Below are 23,799 nucleotides of genomic sequence, written 5' to 3'. Positions count from 1 at the left end.
TACTCAAGATGGTTGGTTGAAAGAACGTTATGAGTACTGGTTCTCAACACTAGATTGGCAGGATCAAGTCGCACAAGGTCAATAATTTTGCGTGGCTGAAACGAGGCTCACTGTGAAACGAGCCTCGGTCTAAAAATAAAAAAGAATTGGAGACAATAAATTTGAGCGGACAAACGAGCACTCGAATGGCACCAAGCAAAACTCGATCAGATTCGATATTGGCACGCTTTCGCTTGCTCGACGTAGTGTTAGTGGCTATTTGTGCAATCGTCGGTTTCTGGCTCTACTATCGCTCAACCATTGGTATCAACTACATTTGGCACTGGTCGGAAGCATTCAATCTACTCTTTACCCCAAGAGCTGATGGCAGTCTCCCTTACTTTTTTCAGGGTTTGATCTCTACACTAAGGCTGAGCCTTTGGGGCCTTACCTTTGCATTAGTGCTGGGAACGCTGCTTGGATTGGCTCGCTTCTCAAATGCTGTTTGGCTACGCACGCCAGCCAACGCGTTTATCCAGTTAGTTAGAAATATTCCACCTTTGGTGTTTGTATTTATCTTCTACTTTTTTATTTCTAACCAATTGATCCCGCTGCTTGGTTTAGATTCGCTATTACGCAACTATCAAGGTGAGCCTAATTCACTCCAACACGTTTTATTTGGTCCCGCACAGCTTTGGGAAAATCTCGCATCTGGCGTACTTTGTGTTGGATTACTCTCATCGGCATACATCGCGGAAGTCGTTCGTGCGGGCTTGCAGAGTATCGAACAAGGTCAATGGGAAGCCGCAGACTCTTTGGGCCTGTCACGCTGGATAAAATACCGCTTTGTCATCGCCCCGCAAGTGCTTAAAGCGATCACCCCTGCACTCGCCGGTCAAACCATTTCGTTAGTCAAAGACACCTCGATTGTCTCTCTTATTTCTATCCAGGAGATGACGTTTGTTGGAACTGAGATGGCGAATTCGTCAGGTTATATATTTGAGATTTGGTTGTTCGTAGGGTTCACCTACTTCATCGTCTGCTTTGGGCTTTCGCTGTTTTTTCGCTATGTAGAGAAAAAATCAAAGTCATATTCTTACTAATCAAACACACAACGAAAAAGCGCCGAACGTAATGTCGGCGCTTGTCATCATCATCGAAACCTTATCAGAAGAAATCGATAGAGTTACGTCCGCTTTTCGGATCGCGGCTTGGCTTTGGCTTGTTTTCCGTAGCGGCTTTCTTGCTATTTTTCGGTTTAGTCGCCTTATTACCTTTATTCTGATTCGATTTATTCGGCTTGCTTGCCGCTTTTGGCTTGTTTGACGAAGGCTGAGGTTTACTTTGCTGCTTTTGCGGAGCTTGCTTAGGCTTTGCTTCTTTCGCTTCAGGTTCCGTGACTGGCGCGTCGCAAACAACAACGTAGTACTCTTGATTGAACTCGAAAAAATCGCCATCGTACATTTTTCGGCGCTTTCTCGTTTCAAGCTCACCGTTGACTGCGACATAACCTTCATCAATGATGTGCTTGGCTTCACCGCCACCACTTACCAAGTTTGCGATTTTGAAAAGCTTATACAACTCGATTGGGTGGGCATCAACTTCGATACCTATCGCTTCGATTTCTATCTCTTCGCCTTCTAACTCTTCGTTATCTAAATAGGCTTCGCGTTCGTAGTCTTGGGTCATGTCGTTTACTCATTTAACTTGTTGATCGGGAGTTTAAACGGATTGCCGGGAAATAGATACCTCAGCGTAATTTTGCAGGAGTCACAGACTAAATTTTAACGTGCTGTTTGTGTTAACTTCGCGGATTAAACCTGCAACAGACAAAGTCTTATGTATATACTGTCCAGATAATTTCTAAAACGAGAACGCATTTTGTCCAGACCAAGCCAGATAACTTTTGTTACGGCGAACCTATTTAATTTTATTGCTCCACCAAATGCCTATTACGACTTTGAGAACATTTATTCTCATGAACAATGGCAAGGAAAGCTTGCCTGGACGCAAAATCAAATTGAAAAACTCGAACCTGACATCATTGGCTTGCAGGAAGTGTTCAGTATCGAAGAAACGAAGTCATTTTTTAAAAGCATTGGGTACCCCTACTTTGCCACTGTCGATACACCTCAAGTAGAAGACGAATACATTTACACCCATCCGGTAGTCGCGATCGCTTCTCGCTTTCCGATAGAACAAGTTCAACCCGTCACGTTTGATCAACGCTCGCTGATCCCATTTGAGATTAATGCTTCACCAGAATTTAGCCGTAAGCCAATTTACGCGCAGATTGTGCATCCGACACTTGGTCATATCGCGGTCTACGTTGTACATTTGAAGTCGCAACGTCCTGCAGATTCAAATAACGCTGAAGACGCAAGCCGCGTATTGGCACGCTGGTTATCAACGCAGCAACGGGGATGGGAAGCCGCCATGCTTCGAGATTCAATGCAGAATCAATACAAAAACGCACCGATGCCGACGGTTTTAATGGGTGATATGAATCAACCCATCACAATCAACGGCGTAAACAGCGTATTAACTGAAACTTTTAGTGACAGCGTCACTGAATTACAGATCAGAGATGGCTGGGATTTACAAGTGTCACCGACGCTCAACGATCGCCCTGCAACCCACTATCATTTTTCTAAAGGCAATGTGCTCGACTACATACTGCTGTCACAAGAGTTTGATGAACATTCTGATGTCTCAGTCGCCGACGTCGTTGACTATCAAGTGTTAGATCAGCATTTGATTAATCCCTCTTTTGAGAGGGATAAGTACGCCAGCGACCATGCATTTGTCGCACTGACGGTAGAGGTTAAATTGTAGTATTGGCGGACCAATTATTACTGACGCTTCACTATCTTACGAGGAATCAGCTCCACTCCAGGCTTATAACGTTTTGCAGAAGCATTCAATGCGAGTTCCATTGCACTGTCCGCAATGACTTCGAATTGCTGAGGCAAGGAGTTAATTTTTACAGAGAGAAAGTCCAGTAGACGATTATCACCAAACGTCGCTAAACGCACTTTGCTCATTAAATCTGGCTTTTCCAGCATCATGTCTAAAACACCTTCAAGTAAGGTGTAAGACGTGGTGACAACAGCATCAGGAAGATGATCGTCAGCCAACCATTTCTCTAACACCTTTTTACCTTCTTCTCGAGAGAACTGCTGGCCATAGCCGACCTGAACCGTTTTATTTCCTTGCTGACATGCTGAACGGAAGCCTAATTCACGCTCCTTAGAGATTTGTAAATCAGGCAATGCACCGATCAATCCGACAGAGTTTATCTCGTTTGACAGTACCGATTCGGTTAGCTCCAGCGCGGCATCAAAATCTTCACTCAGTATGCAGCAAAAATGCTCGTCATCCATGGGACGGTCGAGTGCAATCACTGGTGTCCCTGAGTTTTGCAATTTGAGATAAAACTCGTTGGCATTTGGCATACCGCTCGCAACAAACAGCGCATCAATCCGACGACTGATCAACGCTTCAGCAACCTTTTGCTCGGTTTCCGGATCGTCATCAGAACAGCCGATTAAAATTTGGTACCCCGCTTTACGCGAGTTTTGTTCGATAAGTTTTGCTAAACGAGCGTAACTGGTGTTTTCCAAATCTGGAACGATAAGCCCAAACGAACGTGAGTTACCCGCTCGTAAAGCGGAAGCCGCATGATCTGGCTTGTAGTTGTGTTCATCGACAACCGCCATGACTCGCTTTTGCGTTTTTTCGCTTATTCGGTATTTCTGCGCTTTCCCGTTGATTACATAGCTCGCAGTTGTCTTCGAAACGCCTGCCAGTTTGGCTATTTCATCCAGTGTCATATTGTTAACCTTATTCTGTGCGCGTGATCATATTAATACATCAATGATCCGACGATAAGTTGAATTATATGCTGAACCGATTCAGTATAAAAGCTGAAAGGATTCAGCAAAAACCTAAAAATTGACCTAAATCACCAAAACACGGCAATTGTCAGCCACATGGTCTAGGATTATAAGAACGAAAATTAACGATTGATTTAAATAGTTTTGCTGAAGTTCTTAAAAAATTTAACGCACTGCTGAATCGTTTCAGCTAAACATAAAAACAAATAAATTAGACAAGAAATGTTGGGCGCTAACGCCATCATCTTTAAGACGACGTAAAGCAGCACAACCGAAATGAATTTTAAATTGACACCTTAATGCTGGAGAGCACCATGCTTAAGCTAAGTAAGAACGACATTACCCTATCGCAATCTGCAACAGATAAGTTTGAAGCAATCAAAAGCATTGCCCAGAGCCTGACTGAAAAAGGTTTGGTTGAGCAAGGTTATGTAGAAGGCATGCTTAATCGCGAAAACCAAAATTCTACCTTTTTAGGCAATGGCATTGCGATACCGCACGGAACGACCGACACTCGCTCAATGGTTAAAACCACTGGTGTCGCGGTACATCACTTCCCTGAAGGCGTTGAATGGGGAGACGGTAATACCGTATTCGTTGCTATTGGTATCGCGGCCAAGTCAGACGAACACCTTGGTATCCTTAAACAGCTTACAAAAGTTCTGGGTGCTGATGGTGTCGAAGAACGCCTGCGCACAGCAAAAAGCGAAGATGATATTATCGCCCTACTTCATGGTGATGTTCAGCTAGAAGCTGACTTCGACGCGTCACTTATTCAGCTCAATTTCCCTGCTAGCGATATGGTTCAAATGAGCGCAGTCGCTGGCGGACTACTTAAAAATACGGGTTGTGCGGACAAAGAGTTTGTTGCGGACCTTGTAACTAAAGCGCCAACTCACCTTGGTAATGGCCTATGGCTAGTAGGAAGCAACAAACAAGTAACCCGTACAGGCGTTTCTTTTGTTTCAACGGCGAACGACTGTAACTACGAAGGTCAACCAGTACGAGCATTGGTTGCTTTTGCCGCTTGCAACAACGCTCACCAGCCTATTCTAAATACGCTTTCTCAGCTTGTGTTCAACAAAGAACACGGCAAATTACTCGACGCATCTGCAGAACAGGTTCTTGCTCTGTTTAAAGGTGAGGAAATGGCGCCTGCTGCTTCTGGAGACGGAAACACAGCAGTGTTCAAAATCAAAAACTCGCATGGTCTGCACGCTCGTCCAGGTGCAATGCTGGTTGCAGAAGCTAAAAAATTCGAGTCAAAAATTCAGGTGTCTAACCTAGACGGTGACGGAAAAACAGTAAACGCGAAAAGCTTAATGAAAGTTATCGCCTTGGGTGTGAAACACGGCCACCAACTTCAGTTCTCTGCTGAAGGCCCAGATGCCGCTCAAGCACTTGAATCAATCGGTAACGCAATCGCATCTGGCCTTGGTGAAGGTTAAGGGGCGGTTATGACTAGCACAAAAACAAACAAAGCCGTCACGATCACACTGAATCCAGCGCTAGACCTTACAGGCTCGGTTGAGGCGTTAAAAGTGGGCTCAGTAAGCCTAGTGAAACAAAGCAACCTCCATGCTGCCGGTAAAGGTGTGAACGTGGCGAAAGTGCTGAGTGATTTAGGCGCAGACGTAACCGTAACCGGATTCTTGGGTAAAGATAATCCAGAGCTTTTCCACCAGCTATTTGCAGAGATTGACGTTAAAGACGAGTTTATCGAAGTTGAAGGCTCTACCCGAATCAACGTAAAACTCGTTGAATCAAACGGCGAAGTCAGTGACATCAACTTCCCGGGCGTTCAGGTTACAGCTGAAGACATCGCTCGTTTCGAAGATACGCTTTTCCGTCTTGCAGAGACGCACGACTACTTTGTACTCGCAGGTAGCCTTCCGGGTGGCGTGACTCCTGAACTATGCGCCGCTTGGATCGAAAAACTGCACCAGCTTGGAAAAAAAGTTCTGTTTGATAGCAGTAAAGCGGCTTTGAGTGCGGGTATTGATGCGCACCCTTGGCTTATCAAGCCTAACGACGAAGAGCTGAGTGACTTTGTTGGTCAGCACCTCGAAACGCCGGAACAATGTCAACAAGCGGCACAATCGCTGGCTGATAAAGGAATTGAAAACATCGTCGTTTCTATGGGAGCGAATGGTGTGATGTGGCTCAATCAAGGTGAGTGGCTACGTGCACAACCACCGAGAATGAATGTGGTCAGTACCGTAGGCGCAGGTGACACACTTGTTGCTGGGCTGTGTTGGGGCCACATGCAAGTCATGCCAAAGAAAGAATTATTACGCTTCGCCACAGCACTTTCTGCTTTAGCAGTGAGTCAGGTGGGCGTTGGACTTACCAGTCAGGAAGAACTGGAGAACATTAAGCTACAAACTCAAGTGAGCGAGCTTAACTCTAATACAAACTTAGACAATAACTAAGGAACAGAAGGTTATCAGTATGAATATTGCCATTATTACAGCCTGTCCAAGTGGTGTTGCAAACAGCATCTTGGCAGCAGGACTACTCGATCAAGCAGCGACTAAACTGGGATGGAATGCAAAGATTGAATGTCAATCGAGCATCATCGAACCTAATTTACTTACAGACGCTGACATTGAACAGGCTGAAGCTATCATCATCGCCGCGAATACGCCGGTAGATACTTCTCGTTTCGTAGGCAAAAAAGTCTATCAAGCCGAGATAGGTGCAGTCGCTAAAGATGCCGAGGCATTTCTGCAAACTGCTGTAGAGAGCGCAAGTGTTCTGGAACAAGCGACAACCGTTTCAGCGCCAGCAGAAAGCACCGCGTCCTCTGTGAAGAAAATTGTTGCTATCACAGCTTGTCCGACAGGTGTTGCTCATACCTTTATGGCAGCAGAAGCGCTGGATGAAGAAGGCAAACGTCGTGGACACCAAATCAAAGTGGAAACTCGTGGCTCTGTCGGTGCTAAAAACCAGCTAACCGCGCAAGAGATCGAAGAAGCGGATTTAGTAATCATCGCAGCAGATATCGAAGTGCCACTAGATCGCTTTAACGGTAAGAAAATGTACCGTACTAAGACTGGTCCAGCACTTAAGAAAACAGCAGAAGAAATGGACAAAGCCTTTGAACAGGCGACGGTTTACCAGCACTCTGGCTCTTCTAGTGAGTCTGCAACTGAAGAGAAAAAAGGCGTGTACAAACACCTGATGACAGGCGTATCGCACATGCTTCCTGTGGTAGTTGCAGGTGGTTTGATCATTGCCCTATCCTTCGTGTTCGGTATCGAAGCCTTTAAAGAAGAAGGTACTATGGCCGCTGCACTGATGAATATCGGTGGTGGTTCTGCGTTCGCGCTTATGATTCCGGTTCTTGCAGGTTTCATTGCCTTCTCAATTGCAGACCGTCCGGGCCTGGCTCCAGGTTTGGTTGGCGGTATGCTGGCTAGTTCTATCGGTTCAGGTTTCTTAGGCGGTATCGCAGCAGGTTTCATTGCGGGTTACTCGGCGAAACTACTGGCTGATAAAGTATCACTGCCACAATCTATGGAAGCACTAAAACCGATTCTTATCATTCCTTTCGTTGCTACCCTGTTTACTGGTTTAGTAATGATCTACATCGTTGGTGGTCCGGTTGCAGGGATCATGAACGGTTTGACTGAATTCCTAAACAACATGGGCTCAGACCGCGCAGTTCTGCTAGGTATTATCCTTGGCGCAATGATGTGTTTCGACTTGGGAGGCCCGGTAAACAAAGCAGCTTATGCATTCGGTGTTGGTCTACTGGCTTCTCAAACTTACGCACCAATGGCGGCAATTATGGCTGCTGGTATGGTTCCGGCTCTGGGTATGGGTCTGGCTACATTCCTGGCTAAGAACAAATTTGAAGAGAGTGAGCGCGAAGCGGGTAAAGCATCATTTGTACTGGGCTTATGCTTCATCTCTGAAGGTGCTATTCCGTTCGCAGCAAAAGATCCAATGCGCGTTATCCCTGCTTGTATGGCAGGTGGTGCGTTAACAGGTGCACTTTCTATGCTGTTTGGTGCAAAACTTATGGCACCACACGGTGGCCTGTTTGTACTGCTTATCCCTAACGCAATCACTCCAGTACTAATGTACCTGGTTGCGATTGCTGCAGGTACTGCGGTAACAGGTTTCACATACGCATTCCTAAAAAACAAAGCAGAAGCAAAGCAAGAAGTTACTGCTTAATATTCTTTTAAAGCCCCCCGGCATCTTACGCCTCTCTCATGTTCCGGTTGAGAGAGGCGTTTTTTTATCTGGCTTTGATACAAAAAAAGCCCTGAGAAAATCTCTCAGGGCTAGGCAGGAGTCTGACTAAATATTAGTCAGGAGCCTTATGCAGCGGTCGAGTTTATCCTAAAAAGAATTGCAAACATCACTGGCACTACTATCAGTGTCAGTACAGTAGCAAAACCAAGCCCTGCCATAATCGTTATCGCCATTGAGCCAAAGAAGGCATCAAAAACAAGGGGAATCATACCTAAAATGGTCGTCACAGCCGCCATGCTTACCGGGCGTACACGGCTGATCGCACTATCTACAATAGCGAGATAAGGATCTTTTCCTGATGCCAATTCAAGGTTAATTTGATCGAGTAACACAATACCGTTTTTCAGTATCATCCCGCTCAAACTTAATAAGCCCAAGAAAGCGGTGAAGCTGAAAGGCATATTTGTCGCCAATAAACCGAATGACACACCAATAATGGATAACGGCACCGTAAACCAAATAACCAGCGGCTTTTTGACCGAGTTAAACAGTAAGATGGTAATGATGAACATCAGCAAATAACCCATCGGCAGTGAGCCGAACAAGGCATCTTGTGCATCTTTCGATGACTCATATTCCCCACCCCATGTAATTTCGTAGCCATCAGGTAGATGTAAAGCCATCACTTTAGGTTGCACACGAGCAAACAAACTTGCTGCGGTATCTTCACTCAGCACATCGTGATCTGCCAATACCGTCAAAGTACGCTTACGGTCACGGCGTTGAATCAATGGTTCATTCCAATCTAACTTCACACCATCGATGATTTGATCAACGGGGATGTAAGTTTGCAGCGATGGGCTCCAAATGTTCACATTTTGCAGAGATTCAAAATCCACACGCTCTTCTTCTGGGAGTCGGGTCAGGATTGGCAGAGTGTGTGTTCCGTCTCGTAAATAACCTAATGCGCGACCACCAAATGCCATCTGTAATGTGCCTGATAGATCTTCTTTCGAAATACCCAATCGACGCGCCTTCGACTCATTAAATGCCGGAACGAGCTCTTTAGTGCGCTCACGCCAGTCATGACGAATGTTTCTCGCACCAGGGTCGGTATGTAAAATGTCTTCTACTTTGACCGCCAAATCTCTAAGTACCTGTGGATCTGGGCCAGTAATTCTCGCCTCAATTTTAGACGCTGGCGATGGACCAAACTCCATCAACTTAAACTGGAATGTCGGCTCGTTAAACTTCTTGGCTAAGTTGGCATCCAACGTATCCAAAAGCGTGAACATATTCTCGCGATCCGTTGCCCTAACCTGAAACTGAGCATAAGCTTCGTAGCTTCTCTCGGGCTGGTAAGTCAACACAAAACGCTGCATACCTTGACCGATTGATACCGACACAAAATCTATATCGTCTTGTTCTCGAATGAAACTTTCAACTATTTCTGCTTTTTTCGTTGTTTCGCGGATATCAGTGCCTTCAGGCATCCACATATCCACGTAAAACATCGGCGTGTTAGATGGCGGGAAGAATTGCTGTTTAACGTTACCAAACGCCACAACTGCACCCACGAGTAATGCCACCATAGCGGCTACGGTCAACCATCTAAAACGCAGAGCAACTTTGAGTAACGCTCCGAATGCGACAAACAACCAACCTTTGTAAGGATCTTGGTCTTCATCACCGACTTCTTTATCTTCTTCTTTTAATAAAAGGTTGGCTAAAAACGGAGTCAGCGTAATAGCCGTTACCCAGCTCAGGAACAACGAGAAGCAAAGCACCCAAAACAACGAGCCCATGAACTCACCCGTCGCATCTTGCGAAAGCCCGATTGGTGCGAATGCCGTAATGGCGATCACGGTCGCCCCTAACAGCGGCCACTGAGTCTGCTTTACAATATCTACGGCAGATTGAACCTTTGAACGCCCTTTCTTTAGACCAACGAGAATACCTTCAACAACAACAATCGCATTATCAACCAGCATACCCAACGCAATGATCAAAGCACCGAGAGAAATTCGATGAAGCTCGATGTTGTAGTAGTTCATAAGGATAAACGTACCAAACACCGTCAATAGAAGTACGGCACCGATGATGACACCGCTACGTAACCCCATGGTAAACAGCAGAACGATGATTACGATCGCAACCGCTTCGGCCAAACTAATGACGAAAGCTTTAACGGACTGATCCACCTCTTGTGCCTGATTGTAGAAGTAGCTCAAATCAATGCCAGCCGGCTTAATGGTCTCTAGGTTGCTTAGCTCAGCATCAATACGTTCACCGACTTCGACCACATTGACACCAGACGCAAAAGAGATAGCGATGTTGATCGCTTTCTTCCCGTTAAACAAGATCACGTTGCTTGGTTTTTCCTGAATGCCACGTGAAATCGTCGCGACATCCTTTAAGCGGATCAGGTTGCCAGTATCTCGGCCATGAATGATCAGATTTCCCAGAGCTTCTACGGTATTCAGTGCACCGCTTGGACGGATAATAAGGCTTTCGCCATTAACCATCACCTCACCTGCAGACACCACACTATTTTGCTGGTTCAGCAAGTTCGCGACCACGTTCATATCAATGTTTAAAGACGCAAGGCGATCTAACGAAATCTCGACAAAAAACATCTCCTGTTGGTCGCCACTAATATCAACTTTACCGATCCCTTCGATCAACTCTAATTCACGGGTTAAGTGGTCAGCATAGCGTTTGAGTTCGACATAGTTATAGTCGTCACCCGTTAACATCAGCATCACACCGTACACGTCACCGAAATCATCAATGATCTGAAGAGATTGCACCCCTTGCGGTAAATTTGGTTGCAGATCATTAATCTTACGGCGCATTTCGTCCCAAATTTGTGGCAGCTCGTCTGGACCATAGTCCATCTTCATGCTGACCATTATTTGTGACATGCCATCCGACGACGTTGAGGTAATGAAGTCGATATACGGTAGTTTACGAATCTCTTTTTCCAGCGGATAAGTGAGTTCTTCTTCCACTTCCTTCGATGTTGCCCCTGGATAAGTGGAGATGATCATCGCTTCTTTGATGGTGAACGCCGGATCTTCCAGCCGGCCAAGCTCAAGGAATGAGGTGATACCACCAATGGCGAGAATAACAATGAACAGCCAACTGATGACTTTATTTTTTATGGAATACTCAGCAATGTTCATTATCGTCCCTTCTCCACCACTTCCACATGTTTGCCTTCACGTAATTTACGTAAGTTTGAGTTAACCAATACATCACCGCTGCTGACGCCGGATGAGACAATGGCTCCTTGACCGTTTACTTGTGAAACAGCAACAGGCACCTTAGTGACGTTGCCATCCTTCATTTTCCACACAAAAAACTCATTGCTGTGACTGCCTGCTTGCAGCGCCGTAACGGGAATACTGTAACCATCAATCGACGTGATGCCCGCTTCGACCATATCAACCATTACGCTAACGCTTGTACCTGGTAAGATTTCTTTTTCAGGTTGAGGCATCGTGAGATACATTTCATAAGTCTGAGTATTGGCGTTCGGCTCACTCGTATACTCCAGGTAATCCAACAAGTAAGATTTCGTATCGCCAGAGAATATCGCACTAGGTTTGTAGTTCACATTCTCAGTGTTCGGATTCACGAGCGCTAAAACGTTGTCTGAGAGTTCTATGCGCACATACACCATGTTGTTTTGATAAAGATTAAGTACCGTTTCTCCCGCACCAACTTGCTCGAAACGTTCTTTATAAACGTCAGATACCTTGCCCGAAAACGGCGCAAAAAGACGCGTGTAGTTCAACTGGTTGGTCGCACTATAGAAATTGGCTTCTGCTAATTCTTTATTCGCGGTCAGTTCGTCCAGTTCCGCTTTTGAAATCATTTGGCGATCATATAAATCTGTACCACGCTTCAATTGGCGAATGGCCAACGTGTATTGAGCTTCCGCATCGTTGATTGCTTGCTTTTCTTGACTGTCATCGAGCTTGGCGAGCATTTGGCCTTGTTTAACCACATCACCCGCTTTTACGAGAACATGCTGAATTTCACCCGCGAGCCGGAACGCGATTGGAGTCTGTTCAGCCGGAACCACAATCCCTTTAAAAGCTCTGAACTGGCTTTTCACTGGCGCACCAACTGATACGGATGAAACATACAGTGAATGTTCAGAAGCCTTTTGGGTATCGCCTTGGCAACCAGTCAGGACCGCAAGCGCGATAGCAGAAACCGTAAACAACTTACCTTTCATTAAATACCTCCCTCTCGAACCCAAGCTTTAACTACCTGACCTTCGACTAAGTGTTCAACACCAGCAATAACAACGTAATCATCACTTTTTAGTCCGGATTCAACGCTACCACTGTCGCCAAGTGACAATGTCACCTTACTTACTTGTTGTGTTTCACCGTCCATTACCCAAACCTCACCTTGGTCAATGCCCTTACTCACCCATGCTGACTGAGGTAATATCACTGAGTTAGAGACATTCTGTTTCGCGATATGCACTTGGCCTGTCATACCTGTAAGCAAGTTGCGCTCAGAAGGACGAGCGATGGTCACAATCGCTTCATAGCTATTGGTATCGGAATTAGGTTGCGTTGAAATTTCTTTGAATTTACCCGGAATGCGTTTGTTCGGTTCGCTATCCATCGTCACCCACATGTGTGCTTCCTTTAAAGAAGCAAGCGATACAGACTCTGCGTAAGTTACCGGTAATGTAAAAGAAACATCCAAGGTACTGTTGTCAATCAGATTCAGAATTTCCTGTTTCTCACCTACAACCTGAAAAGGTTTCACATACGTATAAGAGACAACACCATCGAAAGGTGCATGGATCTTTGTGTAGCTTAAATCGGTTTTTGCCTGTTCGAAGTTCGCTAAAGCCGCTTTATATTGCGTTTCTTTTTGGTCGTACTCGTCAGTACTGATCAGCTTTTTCTTGTATAGACTCTTAGCGCGTTGCCACTGCGTTTGTGCAAGTGAGAATTGCGCTTGGGCGGAATTCAGCGCCAATTGAAGGTCTTTCGGATCCAACGTTGCTAACACGTCGCCCTTTTTGACATCGTGACCCATTCTGACTAGCAACTGTTCAACTTCACCACCGACCTGAAACGACAACTGTGCACGATGTGTTGCATCTATTTGAGCGAGAAAAGCATCGGAATCAGCCACAGTCAAATCCTTAACCGCGAGCAACTTCACGGGTTTAATCAAAGGTTCTGACGGCTCTGATATGGCTTTATTGCATCCAGTCAGCAGTCCAGAAAGACTTATAGTCATTACTGCGCCAACCAAAATGCGTTTTAGATATTGTTTACGCACCCGTTATCTCCAAATTCAATTTTACTACACAGTTGTGCAGTATATTCTCATTTAGATATAGATCAACATATTTTCCATTTGTGCAGTAAATAAATTAGTCAAATAGGCAAGTTTCTGGTAAAAGTAACGCGTTGATTATTATTCGGGAAATGTCGAACTATGAATGAGAGAAAGCAAGGCAGACGAAGTGCTGAAGCAGCGGAACACACGAAATGTGTCATTCTGAAGGTTGCTGCAGATATGTTTTGCGAACTTGGTTACTCGCGAGTTTCGCTAAGAAACATCAGTGAAAAAGCGGGGGTCTCACATAGCTTGATCCGACATCATTTCGGCAGTAAAGAAAAAATCTGGCAAGCAGTTAGTGATGCGATGGATGAGTACTTGCAAGACTACATGGCCGAACTGCTCAACCAAATGCCCGAAGATACGCCTTCTAACAAAAAGATTTACCTATTTACGGTGCGTATGTTGGCGTTTACGTTAATCAACCCACATCCTATACAAATGATCGCGGATGCTATCCGTCAAGATGACAATGCGCTGTTTGATTATTTCTTGCGATCAAAAGAAGAGTTTGGCGCGATTTTCTCTGGCATTTTTGAAGAGTACAACCGCGAATACCCTGACGCGCAGGTCGATCACTGGGAATCTAAATGGCAAATGCTCTTGTTTGCTCATGGTGCAACTTCACTAGCACCAATGATGCAGCAAACATGGCCAGAAATTGCTGATGACAGAGAAAAAATGGTGTTAAAGCACTGGGAACTATTCAACACGATCATCGCAAGCCAGTTCAGCATTAAGAAAGAAGACATGCTTCACCCGACTAGATTGGAAGATATCGTTATCGACATGTGTTGTAACATTGATGAAGCCGCGAGCTAAACAATTTGCTGACGGATAAGAATGAATTCAGCCCTGGCTGGCGATTAAACTCAAACCTTCGTTAATAGTAAAAAAAATGCCGGACTAAACAGCCCGGCATTTTTTTATCTAATCTAATTAGCCACGGTAGTAACGCTGAGGAACAAACGGCATTTTTTCTACCGTCATCGGTAGCATTTTGCCACGAACTTCAGCGAACAACTCTGTACCAATAGCAGCTAAGTCTGCACGCACATAACCCATTGAAACTGGTTTACCCGCGTTAGGGCCTGCTGTACCGCTGGTCACAACGCCAATTTGATTACCGTCAGCGTCAAAAAGTTCAGCGCCTTCACGAACTGGTGCTTTAGTTTGACCAACCAGGCCAACACGTTTGCGCGCGACATCTTTGGTCTCAATTTGCTTAAGAATGATGTCTGCGCCAGGGAAACCACCTTCACGCTCACCACCAATGCGACGAACTTTTTGAATACCCCAAAGTAGGCTTGCTTCTACAGGAGTTGTCGTCGTATCTAGGTCGTGACCGTACAGGCATAGACCACATTCCAAACGCAGTGAATCGCGTGCGCCAAGACCAATCCACTCAACTTCAGCTTCCGCTGTAAGTTTACGAGCTAGCTCTTCAGCGTGAGAGTTTGGTACTGAGATTTCATAACCATCTTCGCCCGTGTAACCGCTACGGCTTACGATACATTCAACGCCAAGAATTTCGAGTTTCTTCACGTCCATAAACAGCATATCTGCTACTTCAGCATTAAAGCGTTTAAGTACTTCAGCCGCTTTTGGACCTTGAAGTGCTAGTAGAGCGCGATCTTCGATGATTTCAAGTTCAACATCAGCAGGAAGGTGAGCTTTAAGGTGAGCAATATCTTGCTCTTTACAAGCAGCGTTAACCACAACGAACAGATGATCACCCTGGTTTGCTACCATTAGGTCATCCATGATTCCGCCTTGCTCATTGGTAAAGAAAGCATAGCGTTGGTTACCTTGCGGCAAGTCAATGATATCTACAGGAACCAATGTCTCTAGGAATGCTGCTGCACCCTCACCAATCAAACGAAGTTGTCCCATGTGAGAAACATCAAACAGGCCCGCGGCATCACGCGTATGTAAGTGTTCCTTCTTAACGCCTAGTGGGTACTGGACAGGCATATCGTAACCCGCGAACGGGACCATTTTTGCGCCAACTTCAATATGAAGTGCATGCAGTGGTGTTTTCAGAAGTTCTTGAGTCATTTTCGTCTCCATTTAGATAGACCCGAGAATGCTGTCAGCATTCGCTTTCTATGTTTCCAATAATAAACACGCTTGATCCAATTTTGCACGAACAAGACGACTGTTGGCTTTCAAAAGTGTGACTTTTAACATTTCAATCACAACAAAAGGCTAAAAAAGGCGCTCAATTGAGTGATAGATCATCAACTGAGCGCCATTTTAACGAATTTACAACCGATAGCAATCGTTTGCTTTCACTATAGGAAATTTACAATTTTTTATCACTACTTAGCGGTGACCCACAATATTTGTGCATCTTCTTCACTAACACTGGTCAACATGTGTCCCATGTTCGCATCATAGTAAACACTGTCGCCTTCACACAGAACCACAGGTTCATAGAACTCAGAGTAGAACTTTACTTCGCCAGATAAGATAAGCAGGAACTCTTCACCGTCATGACGAACCCAGTCTTTGTACTCATCAAAGTGTCGGGCACGGATCTGGCTTTTGAAGGGCATCATTTTCTTATTGGAAAGTTGAGTAGCAAGTAGTTCGTGCTCGTAGGTTTGAGTCGGGTGAGGTTTACCTTCATTCTTACGAGTAACATCCCTACGCCCTGTTGCGACTTTTTTTCTTGGTGGTTCAAACAGTTGAGGCATATCTATTTGCAAACCAAGCGCCAATTTTTGCATCGCCTGAAAGGTAGGAGAAATCTGCTCGTTTTCTATTTTACTAAGTGTAGAACGTGCCAGACCGGTTCTTTGGCTCGCCTCTTCAAGTGTAATACCCAGCTTTGAGCGAATATCTTTAATACGCTGCCCAAGCTTTAAAGGCTCGATACTCTCATCATGATTGTCTTTCGCAAGCGTCATCGATGGATACTCATCATAAATACTTCCTGCCATAATTCCCTCTGTAATTGTTCTTATCTCTCTCCCTATATGCATTGTGCATGAACCGTATAATGGATAAAAGTCCACCAGGTTAATTAAAGTGTGCTCTCGTTAACAAAAATCGCAAACGTGTTTCCTATAGGAAATTTTTTGTTGATTGTTCCCGTCCCAAGCGTTATGTTACAGCCTTGTTAGATGTAGAGATGCACTTTTCCGTAAACGATTAGGCGTGAGAGATTGGATTAGTAACGCACGATTCGACGGAGTTTTTGCCCACTTTTAGGGCTGGATGTTCGCTCTGTTCTGCTATGCAGTTCAGCTGTTTTGAGGACAAATGAACCTAACCGCAAACCAATAATTCAATCTATGCGGGTTCATTTTCAGATTTGGAAGGTCAACTACCATGAACAAGAGTTACCCTAACCACAGCTTGGAAAACTTTTTCTCTACCAACCTCTCTGCGACAGATGATGCTGTCTTTGCTGGAATTCAGGCGGAATTCGCTCGCCAAAACGAACAAATCGAACTTATCGCTTCTGAGAACATTGTGTCTAAAGCGGTAATGCAAGCTCAAGGCACTTGCCTAACAAATAAATACGCTGAAGGTTACCCTGGCCGTCGTTACTACGGTGGTTGTGAACACGTTGATACGGTTGAGGCAATCGCTATCGAACGTGCGAAAAAACTTTTTAGTTGCGAATACGCAAACGTTCAACCTCACTCAGGTGCTCAGGCGAACGGCGCAGTAAAACTGGCTCTTCTTCAGCCAGGTGACACCATTTTAGGTATGTCATTAGACGCGGGTGGCCACCTTACTCACGGCGCACGCCCTGCTCTATCAGGTAAATGGTTCAATGCCGTTCAGTACGGTGTTGACCGCGAAACACTAGAAATTAATTACGAAGATGTTCGTGCTCTTGCGCTTGAGCACAAACCAAAAATGATCATTGCTGGTGGTAGTGCGATTCCACGTACTATCGACTTCGCTAAGTTCCGCGAAATTGCAGACGAAGTTGAAGCCATTCTAATGGTTGATATGGCACACATCGCAGGTCTTATCGCGACTGGTGCTCACCCAAGCCCACTACCACACGCACACGTTGTAACGACAACAACGCACAAAACATTGCGTGGTCCACGTGGCGGCATGATCTTAACCAACCACGAAGACATCATTAAGAAAATCAACTCAGCGGTATTCCCTGGCCTTCAAGGTGGCCCGCTAATGCACGTTATTGCTGCAAAAGCCGTCGCATTTGGTGAAGCGCTTGGCCCTGAGTTCAAAACTTATATCAATTCAGTGATCAATAACGCAAAAGTATTAGCTGAAGTATTGCAGACTCGCGGTTGCGACATTGTGACTGGCGGAACCGATACTCACCTAATGCTGGTTGACCTTCGCCCTAAGGGTTTGAAAGGTAACAAAGCAGAAGAAGCTCTCGAGCGTGCGGGAATCACATGTAATAAAAATGGCATCCCATTTGACTCAGAGAAGCCTATGATTACATCGGGTATCCGTTTGGGTACACCAGCTGGCACAAGCCGCGGCTTTGGCGAAGAAGAATTCAAGCTCATCGGTAATTGGATTGGCGATGTATTGGATGGGTTAGTAGAAAACCCTGAAGGTAACGCAGAAGTAGAACAGCGCGTTCGCAAAGAAGTGAAAGCACTGTGCGGCCGATTCCCTCTTTACCAATAAACAATTTAAACGCAGTTATTTTTTGGAGATTAAGCAATGGACAACACATTGAAGTTTGCAGATAGCCACGAGTGGGTACGTGATAATGGCGATGGCACAGTAACTATCGGTATTTCTGAGCACGCACAAGAAATGCTTGGTGACGTAGTATTCGTTGACCTACCAGACGTGGAAGACGAAATTGAAGCTGGCGATAGCTTCTCTCTTGTTGAGTCTGTAAAAGCAGCTTCAGATATCTACGCACCTATCAGCGGTGAAGTTGTAGAAATCAACGAAGAGCTTGAAGATAGCCCAGAGCTAATCAACGAAGAACCATATGAAGGCGGCTGGATTGTTAAAGTTAAGATGTCTGACCCATCAGAACTAGACAACCTAAAAGACGCAGAAGAATACCTAAACTCAATTGAAGAAGAGTAATTAGGAAGATTTGCAAAGCTGCCCCCGCCTGGAAGGCAGCTTTTTTTCAATGTTCGGACCATATCAGTAACGACCCGATACGTTACCCGAACGATGGAGTAGGTAAAGGACAATGACTGAATTACTTCAAAGCCTCAGCACACAAAATGAGTTCGTTGCTCGCCACAACGGCCCAAACAAATCTGACCAACAAAAAATGTTGGATGCGATCAATGTTGCTAACCTTGACGCACTTATCGAAGAAACGGTTCCAGCACAAATTCGCCTAGAAAGGCCACTAGCACTAGCAGAAGCGAAAAGCGAAGCGGACATGCTGGTTGCGATGCGCAAATTCGCTGACCAAAACCAAATTAAACGTACGTTCATCGGCCAAGGTTACTACAACACCTTCACGCCAAATGTCATTCTACGTAACGTACTAGAAAACCCAGGCTGGTACACAGCTTACACTCCTTACCAACCAGAGATCTCTCAAGGTCGTCTGGAAGCGCTTCTGAACTACCAACAAATGGTCATGGACCTAACTGGTATGGAAATCGCGAACGCTTCTCTTCTTGATGAAGCAACGGCAGCAGCTGAAGCGATGACGCTATGTAAGCGTGCAGGTAAGAGCAAGAGTAACGTATTCTTCGTGGCTGACGATGTTCACCCACAAACTCTAGAAGTTGTAAAAACTCGTGCGAAATACATTGGCTTTGAAGTACTCGTTGGTTCACTTGAATCACTACCAGAACAAGACGTATTTGGTGCGCTAGTTCAGTACCCAGGTACAACAGGTGAAGTACGTGATTTAACGGACATCATCGCGAAAGCACAAGCTAACAAAACATTAGTAACGGTTGCTACTGACCTACTTGCCTCTACTCTGCTGAAACCAGCAGGTGAAATGGGTGCAGACGTGGTTATTGGTTCAGCTCAGCGTTTCGGCGTACCTATGGGTTACGGCGGTCCACACGCAGCATTCATGGCAACTCGTGACAAGCATAAGCGTACAATGCCTGGTCGTGTAATCGGTGTTTCTATCGATGTAAACGGCAACCAAGCACTGCGTATGGCGATGCAAACGCGTGAACAGCACATCCGCCGTGAAAAAGCGACATCAAACATCTGTACTGCGCAAGCACTACTAGCGAACATGGCATCTTTCTACGCGGTATTCCACGGCGCAGAAGGTCTACGCACGATTGCTCGTCGCACTCACCACATGACTGCGATTCTGGCTGCTGGTCTGACTAAGTCTGGCTACGAGCTTGCTCACAATAGCTTCTTCGATACCATCACTATCAATACTGATGGCAAAACTGAAGAGCTTTACGCGAAAGCACAAGCGGCAGACATCAACCTACGTAAGCTTGACGGCAAACTAGGTATCAGCTTCGACGAAACAACAACTACTGACGACATCAACGCTCTATTTGACGTGTTTGGTGTTCAACAAGATGTTAACGCTCTGTCTTCTGAAATCGCAACCAACGAGTTTGCTGCTATTCCTGAAGCGCTACGTCGTACGTCTAAGTTCCTGACTCACCCAGTATTCAACACGCACCACAGCGAAACGCAAATGATGCGTTACCTGAAACAGCTAGAGAACAAAGACTTCTCACTGACTCACGGTATGATCCCGCTGGGCAGCTGTACGATGAAACTGAACGCAGCAGCAGAGATGATCCCTGTTACTTGGCCTGAGTTTGGTTCTATCCACCCATTCGCTCCTCTAGAGCAAGCGGCAGGTTACTCTGCGCTAGCTAAAGATCTTAAAGAGAAGCTATGTGAAATCACTGGTTACGATGATTTCTCTCTACAGCCAAACTCTGGTGCGTCTGGTGAATACGCGGGCCTTATCGCGATTCAACGCTACCACGACAGCCGTGGCGAAGGTCACCGTAACGTATGCTTGATCCCAAGCTCTGCGCACGGTACTAACCCAGCGACAGCGTCAATGGTATCAATGAAAGTCGTTGTGGTTAAATGTGATGAAGATGGCAACATCGACATGACTGACCTAGCAGCGAAAATTGAGAAACACAAAGACAACCTATCAAGCATCATGATCACTTACCCTTCTACGCACGGCGTATACGAAGAGCACGTGAAAGAAGTATGTGAAATGGTTCATGCAGCAGGTGGTCAGGTTTACCTGGACGGCGCTAACATGAACGCACAGGTTGCCCTAACCTCTCCAGGTTTCATCGGCTCTGACGTTTCTCACTTGAACCTACACAAAACCTTCTGTATCCCTCACGGTGGTGGTGGTCCAGGTATGGGTCCTATCGGTGTTAAATCTCACCTGGCACCTTTCCTACCAGGTCACATCGAGAACGGTGTTGAAGGTAAAGAGCTAGCGGTTTCTGCAGCAGATATGGGTAGCGCATCTATCCTGCCTATCTCATGGGCTTACATCGCGATGATGGGTGAAGCTGGCCTACAAGAAGCGACTAAAGTTGCGATTCTTAACGCCAACTACGTGATGGAGCGTTTGCGTCCACACTACCCAATTCTTTACCGTGGTAAAAATGGCCGCGTAGCGCACGAATGTATCGTTGATATTCGTCCGCTTAAAGAAGAAACAGGTATCAGCGAAGAAGACATCGCGAAGCGTCTAATGGACTACGGTTTCCACGCGCCTACAATGTCATTCCCAGTTGCTGGTACACTGATGGTTGAACCAACTGAATCAGAAGATTTGGAAGAGCTAGACCGCTTCTGTGAGGCAATGATCGCAATCCGCGAAGAGATGACAAAAGTGAAAAACGGTGAGTGGCCACTAGAGAACAACCCTCTAGTTAACGCTCCACACACTCAAGTTGATCTTTCAGCAGCAGAATGGGATCGCCCTTACTCTCGTGAGCTAGGCTGTTTCCCATCGAAAGCGACTAAGTCTTGGAAATACTGGCCAACAGTGAACCGCGTAGATAACGTTTACGGTGACCGTAACCTAATCTGCTCGTGCCCAAGCATTGAGAACTATGAAGACTAATTTCGTTGTTGATCACAGATAACCAAGTTGGAAACTGTGATAACCGAGTTGGAAACCGATAACTAAGTTGGAAACTAACTTGAATAACAAAAGGCGAACCATTTGGTTCGCCTTTTCTCTTTGCACAGTTTTTAGTCTAATATGGTGTCATATTTTTGATGCTAGGAACTCAGCAATGACTAACGTTAAATCAAGGAAAACTCGGAAAGCTTACACTCCAGAGGAAGCTGCTCTTTTCGCCAAAGCAGCTAACGCAGCAGCAAAACAAGTTGAATGTAACCAACACAAAAAACCTAACCATGTGGTAAATGAAGATGTGTTAAAAGCCCACAGTAAAATACGTAGATAATGTGATAACAAGCAATCTGAGTGACATTAAACTAATACTCATGAGAACTCTCCTGCACTACTTAGTTGATAAAATGAATGCAAGACTAATCTCAGTACCAACCACCATGCATAAATAGATGAAATTGATGAAGCTGAATCGTCACTTAATAAACCGTGCGCGACCTCATTTCTTAAATTCGCCCCCAGAGAGTCCGTAAAAATGCTACCTACCTCAAAGCATAAATCCTCTCCAAAAACTTCAACCGCTTCTGGTAACTCCATCAATGTGCTCAGGCCATTTTCATTTTCTATGCCATTACGATCAATATTACTAGTATGAGCACCAACTTCTTTAAGCTTAGTACGTACGATGTGCTCAACTTGCGGACAAAGTAAATGGATAGCTACTCCAAAATCATACTCAAAGCCAAACCATAGTGCGTTACCAAGAAGCTGTTCTCGTCCCTCAGGAACAATTGGTGATTGATAACAGAGACTGACCATTAGTTCTTTCGTCACTCTATATTCCATAAGTATCTGTTGCAAAGCAGGGATAATTTTACCTTCAACAACAAATTGTATCTCTATATCAAAGTGTTGTTGAACTTGTCGATTCACAACTGCTTGGTTTGCAGGGTCATCCTCACCTGATTGTAGATTTAGAGGAGGCGTTATTCCGACAACTCTCCCATCAGTGCTCATGTGTGTCGAACCAAAAAGGCTACTAATACCGCTCGTTCGCATCGCCTCTTGGGCATTAGATTCCAAAATACGTTTATTGGGGCCAGAGTATAGTCCAACAAAATACAACAGTGCTCTCTCTAAAGTCTGTTTCCCTGAAACATGAGCTTTAGATGTAGCTACGTCATCCGAAATATCTACAGAAGGGGAGCGAATCACTCCCATTTCATCTAATGATGCTCTCCCAGATTCAGATATTTTAGTTCTAATTCTTTTTATTGTATTACTAATGTCATATTCGTCACGAAACTTAGTAGGAACAAGCCTATAGGCTTGAACGGCATTTTCAAATAACGAATTCGCAACCATACTACTTTCTTCCAAGCGCATATCGGCTTCATGCTCATAACTCGCAGCTAGAGCAACCAAAGAGTCCAGCCAAGCTCTTTCATCACCAGATTGCTTGTACTTTTGAGATGCCAGATCGAAGTAAGATCTAGCAGCAGGAAAATCGGAAGATCTAGATAAAGTTTTACCGCATTCAAATAGCTTAGTAGCAATGTCATCCAAAAATTCAGAATCAATTTTCAAGCAATCCATCAACTTTGAAAGCCATAACGTCATGAATTTGTTCGCTGGATATTCCAGGTGAAACGCATTTATGAGTTGATTTTTAATTCCATCTAAACGGTCAAAATCTCTGATCTGCATACATAATCTAGCAGCACGTTCCCAACATTCCTTTACCCCTCGATTCCAGCTTTCTGCGTCAATTCCATGAGAGATATATACATCAACTGCAAGTCTTGCATGTTCTGGATTCCTCGGTTTTTTACAAAGCCATAGAAGATCTAATAACCTAGACTTTAACCACGGTTCCGCAACGTCACTCAAAATTTCTTCCAGAAAAGTTAATTCTTCCTCAGTAAAGTCTTCTGGCATAGCTGAACGCCTGCCTCTTTCAAAGTCTTGAAAATATGGCTTAAAAGGCTCATTTACACTATGGGGAACTAGCATCATAGATGCAGAGCGACTTAACAAGTTAAGTACTCGGGCTTGGTCTGAATAACCTAGCTTAGCTTTTTCTCTCTCTAGTGCTGTTAAGCTTTGCATTATAGATGAGTACCCGTAGTGCTCATCAATGGCTAGTTCGTAAGTCCATGCACAGTCAATAAATGCAGTGCAACTATATGGTTGACTTGAGTTGTTCACTACGTGACTTCCTATCGATTCATTAGGTCTTTCGCAACGAATATGACGGGTGTTCTCACACCTTTGCTTTCTATTCATAGCTTCAAG

The 23,799-nt window shown here is 45.0% G+C and carries 18 protein-coding genes and 1 pseudogene; 11 read left to right on the top strand and 8 right to left on the bottom strand.

All coding sequences use genetic code 11. The features are described 5' to 3' along the window. Together L9Q40_RS06450 and L9Q40_RS06445 are read left to right on the top strand one after the other, a co-directional pair. Positions 1 to 85: pseudogene (locus tag L9Q40_RS06450) on the top strand (transporter substrate-binding domain-containing protein); the annotation flags it as partial. Positions 86 to 161: 76 nt separating this feature from the next. After that, entirely contained in the window at positions 162 to 1,082 is a 921-nt protein-coding gene (locus tag L9Q40_RS06445; protein ID WP_498792768.1) for an amino acid ABC transporter permease, read from the top strand. A 64-nt stretch (positions 1,083 to 1,146) separates the two neighbouring features. On the opposite strand, the gene L9Q40_RS06440 is transcribed toward L9Q40_RS06445, so the two are convergent. Further along, the gene (locus L9Q40_RS06440) at positions 1,147 to 1,668 is read right to left on the bottom strand and encodes an RNA-binding S4 domain-containing protein (RefSeq protein ID WP_020334935.1); all 522 of its coding nucleotides are present in this window, start codon (positions 1,666 to 1,668) and stop codon (positions 1,147 to 1,149) included. Between the two features lie 192 nt (positions 1,669 to 1,860). On the opposite strand from L9Q40_RS06440, the gene L9Q40_RS06435 reads away from it, so the two are divergent. Then, entirely contained in the window at positions 1,861 to 2,814 is a 954-nt protein-coding gene (locus L9Q40_RS06435; protein WP_498792766.1) for an endonuclease/exonuclease/phosphatase family protein, read from the top strand. Positions 2,815 to 2,831: 17 nt separating this feature from the next. Here the strand turns inward: L9Q40_RS06435 and cra are convergent, their stop codons facing one another. Next, positions 2,832 to 3,812, bottom strand: a complete 981-nt coding sequence (gene cra / locus L9Q40_RS06430) for a catabolite repressor/activator (RefSeq protein WP_498792765.1) — start codon at positions 3,810 to 3,812, stop codon at positions 2,832 to 2,834. 377 nt (positions 3,813 to 4,189) lie between these two features. Between cra and fruB the strand changes: the two genes are divergently transcribed. The 3 genes from fruB to fruA are packed head-to-tail and all read left to right on the top strand — an operon-like array spanning position 4,190 to position 8,060. Then, the gene (gene fruB / locus L9Q40_RS06425; protein ID WP_498792763.1) at positions 4,190 to 5,323 is read left to right on the top strand and encodes a fused PTS fructose transporter subunit IIA/HPr protein; all 1,134 of its coding nucleotides are present in this window, start codon (positions 4,190 to 4,192) and stop codon (positions 5,321 to 5,323) included. Between the two features lie 9 nt (positions 5,324 to 5,332). Then, entirely contained in the window at positions 5,333 to 6,307 is a 975-nt protein-coding gene (gene pfkB, locus L9Q40_RS06420; protein WP_498792761.1) for a 1-phosphofructokinase, read from the top strand. 19 nt (positions 6,308 to 6,326) lie between these two features. After that, positions 6,327 to 8,060: a PTS fructose transporter subunit IIBC gene (gene fruA / locus L9Q40_RS06415; protein ID WP_020334938.1), complete on the top strand. Its 1,734-nt coding sequence runs from the start codon at positions 6,327 to 6,329 to the stop codon at positions 8,058 to 8,060. 146 nt (positions 8,061 to 8,206) lie between these two features. On the opposite strand, the gene L9Q40_RS06410 is transcribed toward fruA, so the two are convergent. The 3 genes from L9Q40_RS06410 to L9Q40_RS06400 are packed head-to-tail and all read right to left on the bottom strand — an operon-like array spanning position 8,207 to position 13,400. Then, positions 8,207 to 11,266, bottom strand: coding sequence for an efflux RND transporter permease subunit (locus tag L9Q40_RS06410; RefSeq protein WP_498792759.1), 3,060 nt, complete (start codon positions 11,264 to 11,266; stop codon positions 8,207 to 8,209). Beyond that, positions 11,266 to 12,327 carry an efflux RND transporter periplasmic adaptor subunit gene (locus tag L9Q40_RS06405; protein ID WP_498792757.1) on the bottom strand — a complete coding sequence of 354 codons (1,062 nt, stop codon included), beginning with the start codon at positions 12,325 to 12,327 and terminating at the stop codon, positions 11,266 to 11,268. The genes L9Q40_RS06410 and L9Q40_RS06405 overlap by 1 nt, the downstream gene beginning before the upstream one ends. Continuing rightward, positions 12,327 to 13,400 (bottom strand): efflux RND transporter periplasmic adaptor subunit, encoded by a 1,074-nt coding sequence (locus L9Q40_RS06400; protein ID WP_498792755.1) that lies wholly within the window; start codon positions 13,398 to 13,400, stop codon positions 12,327 to 12,329. Before L9Q40_RS06400 ends, L9Q40_RS06405 begins: the two co-directional genes overlap by 1 nt. Before the next feature lie 159 nt (positions 13,401 to 13,559). Here L9Q40_RS06400 and L9Q40_RS06395 point away from each other — a divergent pair, with 159 nt between their 5' ends. Beyond that, positions 13,560 to 14,285, top strand: coding sequence for a TetR/AcrR family transcriptional regulator (locus tag L9Q40_RS06395; RefSeq protein WP_020334942.1), 726 nt, complete (start codon positions 13,560 to 13,562; stop codon positions 14,283 to 14,285). A gap of 117 nt (positions 14,286 to 14,402) precedes the next feature. Here the strand turns inward: L9Q40_RS06395 and gcvT are convergent, their stop codons facing one another. Both gcvT and L9Q40_RS06385 read right to left on the bottom strand, forming a co-directional pair. Next, on the bottom strand, positions 14,403 to 15,521 hold the full coding sequence (gene gcvT / locus L9Q40_RS06390; RefSeq protein WP_409389568.1) for a glycine cleavage system aminomethyltransferase GcvT: 1,119 nt from the start codon (positions 15,519 to 15,521) through the stop codon (positions 14,403 to 14,405). 263 nt (positions 15,522 to 15,784) lie between these two features. Continuing rightward, complete coding sequence (locus tag L9Q40_RS06385; protein WP_014234301.1) at positions 15,785 to 16,408, bottom strand: helix-turn-helix domain-containing protein; 624 nt, start codon at positions 16,406 to 16,408, stop codon at positions 15,785 to 15,787. A gap of 391 nt (positions 16,409 to 16,799) precedes the next feature. On the opposite strand from L9Q40_RS06385, the gene L9Q40_RS06380 reads away from it, so the two are divergent. The 4 genes from L9Q40_RS06380 to L9Q40_RS06365 all read left to right on the top strand — a co-directional run bounded on the left by L9Q40_RS06380 (position 16,800) and on the right by L9Q40_RS06365 (position 21,838). Beyond that, positions 16,800 to 18,095 (top strand): serine hydroxymethyltransferase, encoded by a 1,296-nt coding sequence (locus tag L9Q40_RS06380; protein WP_498792752.1) that lies wholly within the window; start codon positions 16,800 to 16,802, stop codon positions 18,093 to 18,095. 36 nt (positions 18,096 to 18,131) lie between these two features. Continuing rightward, positions 18,132 to 18,512, top strand: coding sequence for a glycine cleavage system protein GcvH (gene gcvH / locus L9Q40_RS06375; protein ID WP_014234303.1), 381 nt, complete (start codon positions 18,132 to 18,134; stop codon positions 18,510 to 18,512). Between the two features lie 112 nt (positions 18,513 to 18,624). Then, on the top strand, positions 18,625 to 21,489 hold the full coding sequence (gcvP, locus tag L9Q40_RS06370; protein ID WP_498792750.1) for an aminomethyl-transferring glycine dehydrogenase: 2,865 nt from the start codon (positions 18,625 to 18,627) through the stop codon (positions 21,487 to 21,489). A gap of 175 nt (positions 21,490 to 21,664) precedes the next feature. Beyond that, positions 21,665 to 21,838, top strand: a complete 174-nt coding sequence (locus L9Q40_RS06365; protein ID WP_165886748.1) for a hypothetical protein — start codon at positions 21,665 to 21,667, stop codon at positions 21,836 to 21,838. A 38-nt stretch (positions 21,839 to 21,876) separates the two neighbouring features. Here L9Q40_RS06365 and L9Q40_RS06360 read toward each other — a convergent pair whose 3' ends face one another. Then, positions 21,877 to 23,712, bottom strand: coding sequence for a DUF7380 domain-containing protein (locus L9Q40_RS06360; protein WP_498792748.1), 1,836 nt, complete (start codon positions 23,710 to 23,712; stop codon positions 21,877 to 21,879). Positions 23,713 to 23,799: the final 87 nt, after the last annotated feature.

Source organism: Allocatenococcus thiocycli (assembly GCF_921292965.1).
Classification (GTDB): domain Bacteria; phylum Pseudomonadota; class Gammaproteobacteria; order Enterobacterales; family Vibrionaceae; genus Vibrio; species Vibrio natriegens.
Note: the sequence above shows the minus strand (reverse complement) of the source record. Positions and strands in the feature narration are given on the sequence as shown.

Bases quoted from the DNA above. Each gene is read 5' to 3' on its own strand.
- L9Q40_RS06395 (WP_020334942.1), top strand. From the start codon at position 13,560: ATGAATGAGAGAAAGCAAGGCAGACGAAGTGCTGAAGCAGCGGAACAC.
- gcvP (WP_498792750.1), top strand. From the start codon at position 18,625: ATGACTGAATTACTTCAAAGCCTCAGCACACAAAATGAGTTCGTTGCT.
- L9Q40_RS06365 (WP_165886748.1), top strand. From the start codon at position 21,665: ATGACTAACGTTAAATCAAGGAAAACTCGGAAAGCTTACACTCCAGAG.
- L9Q40_RS06405 (WP_498792757.1), bottom strand. From the start codon at position 12,327: ATGAAAGGTAAGTTGTTTACGGTTTCTGCTATCGCGCTTGCGGTCCTG.
- L9Q40_RS06440 (WP_020334935.1), bottom strand. From the start codon at position 1,668: ATGACCCAAGACTACGAACGCGAAGCCTATTTAGATAACGAAGAGTTA.
- fruA (WP_020334938.1), top strand. From the start codon at position 6,327: ATGAATATTGCCATTATTACAGCCTGTCCAAGTGGTGTTGCAAACAGC.
- pfkB (WP_498792761.1), top strand. From the start codon at position 5,333: ATGACTAGCACAAAAACAAACAAAGCCGTCACGATCACACTGAATCCA.
- L9Q40_RS06380 (WP_498792752.1), top strand. From the start codon at position 16,800: ATGAACAAGAGTTACCCTAACCACAGCTTGGAAAACTTTTTCTCTACC.
- gcvH (WP_014234303.1), top strand. From the start codon at position 18,132: ATGGACAACACATTGAAGTTTGCAGATAGCCACGAGTGGGTACGTGAT.
- L9Q40_RS06385 (WP_014234301.1), bottom strand. From the start codon at position 16,408: ATGGCAGGAAGTATTTATGATGAGTATCCATCGATGACGCTTGCGAAA.
- fruB (WP_498792763.1), top strand. From the start codon at position 4,190: ATGCTTAAGCTAAGTAAGAACGACATTACCCTATCGCAATCTGCAACA.
- cra (WP_498792765.1), bottom strand. From the start codon at position 3,812: ATGACACTGGATGAAATAGCCAAACTGGCAGGCGTTTCGAAGACAACT.
- gcvT (WP_409389568.1), bottom strand. From the start codon at position 15,521: ATGACTCAAGAACTTCTGAAAACACCACTGCATGCACTTCATATTGAA.
- L9Q40_RS06410 (WP_498792759.1), bottom strand. From the start codon at position 11,266: ATGAACATTGCTGAGTATTCCATAAAAAATAAAGTCATCAGTTGGCTG.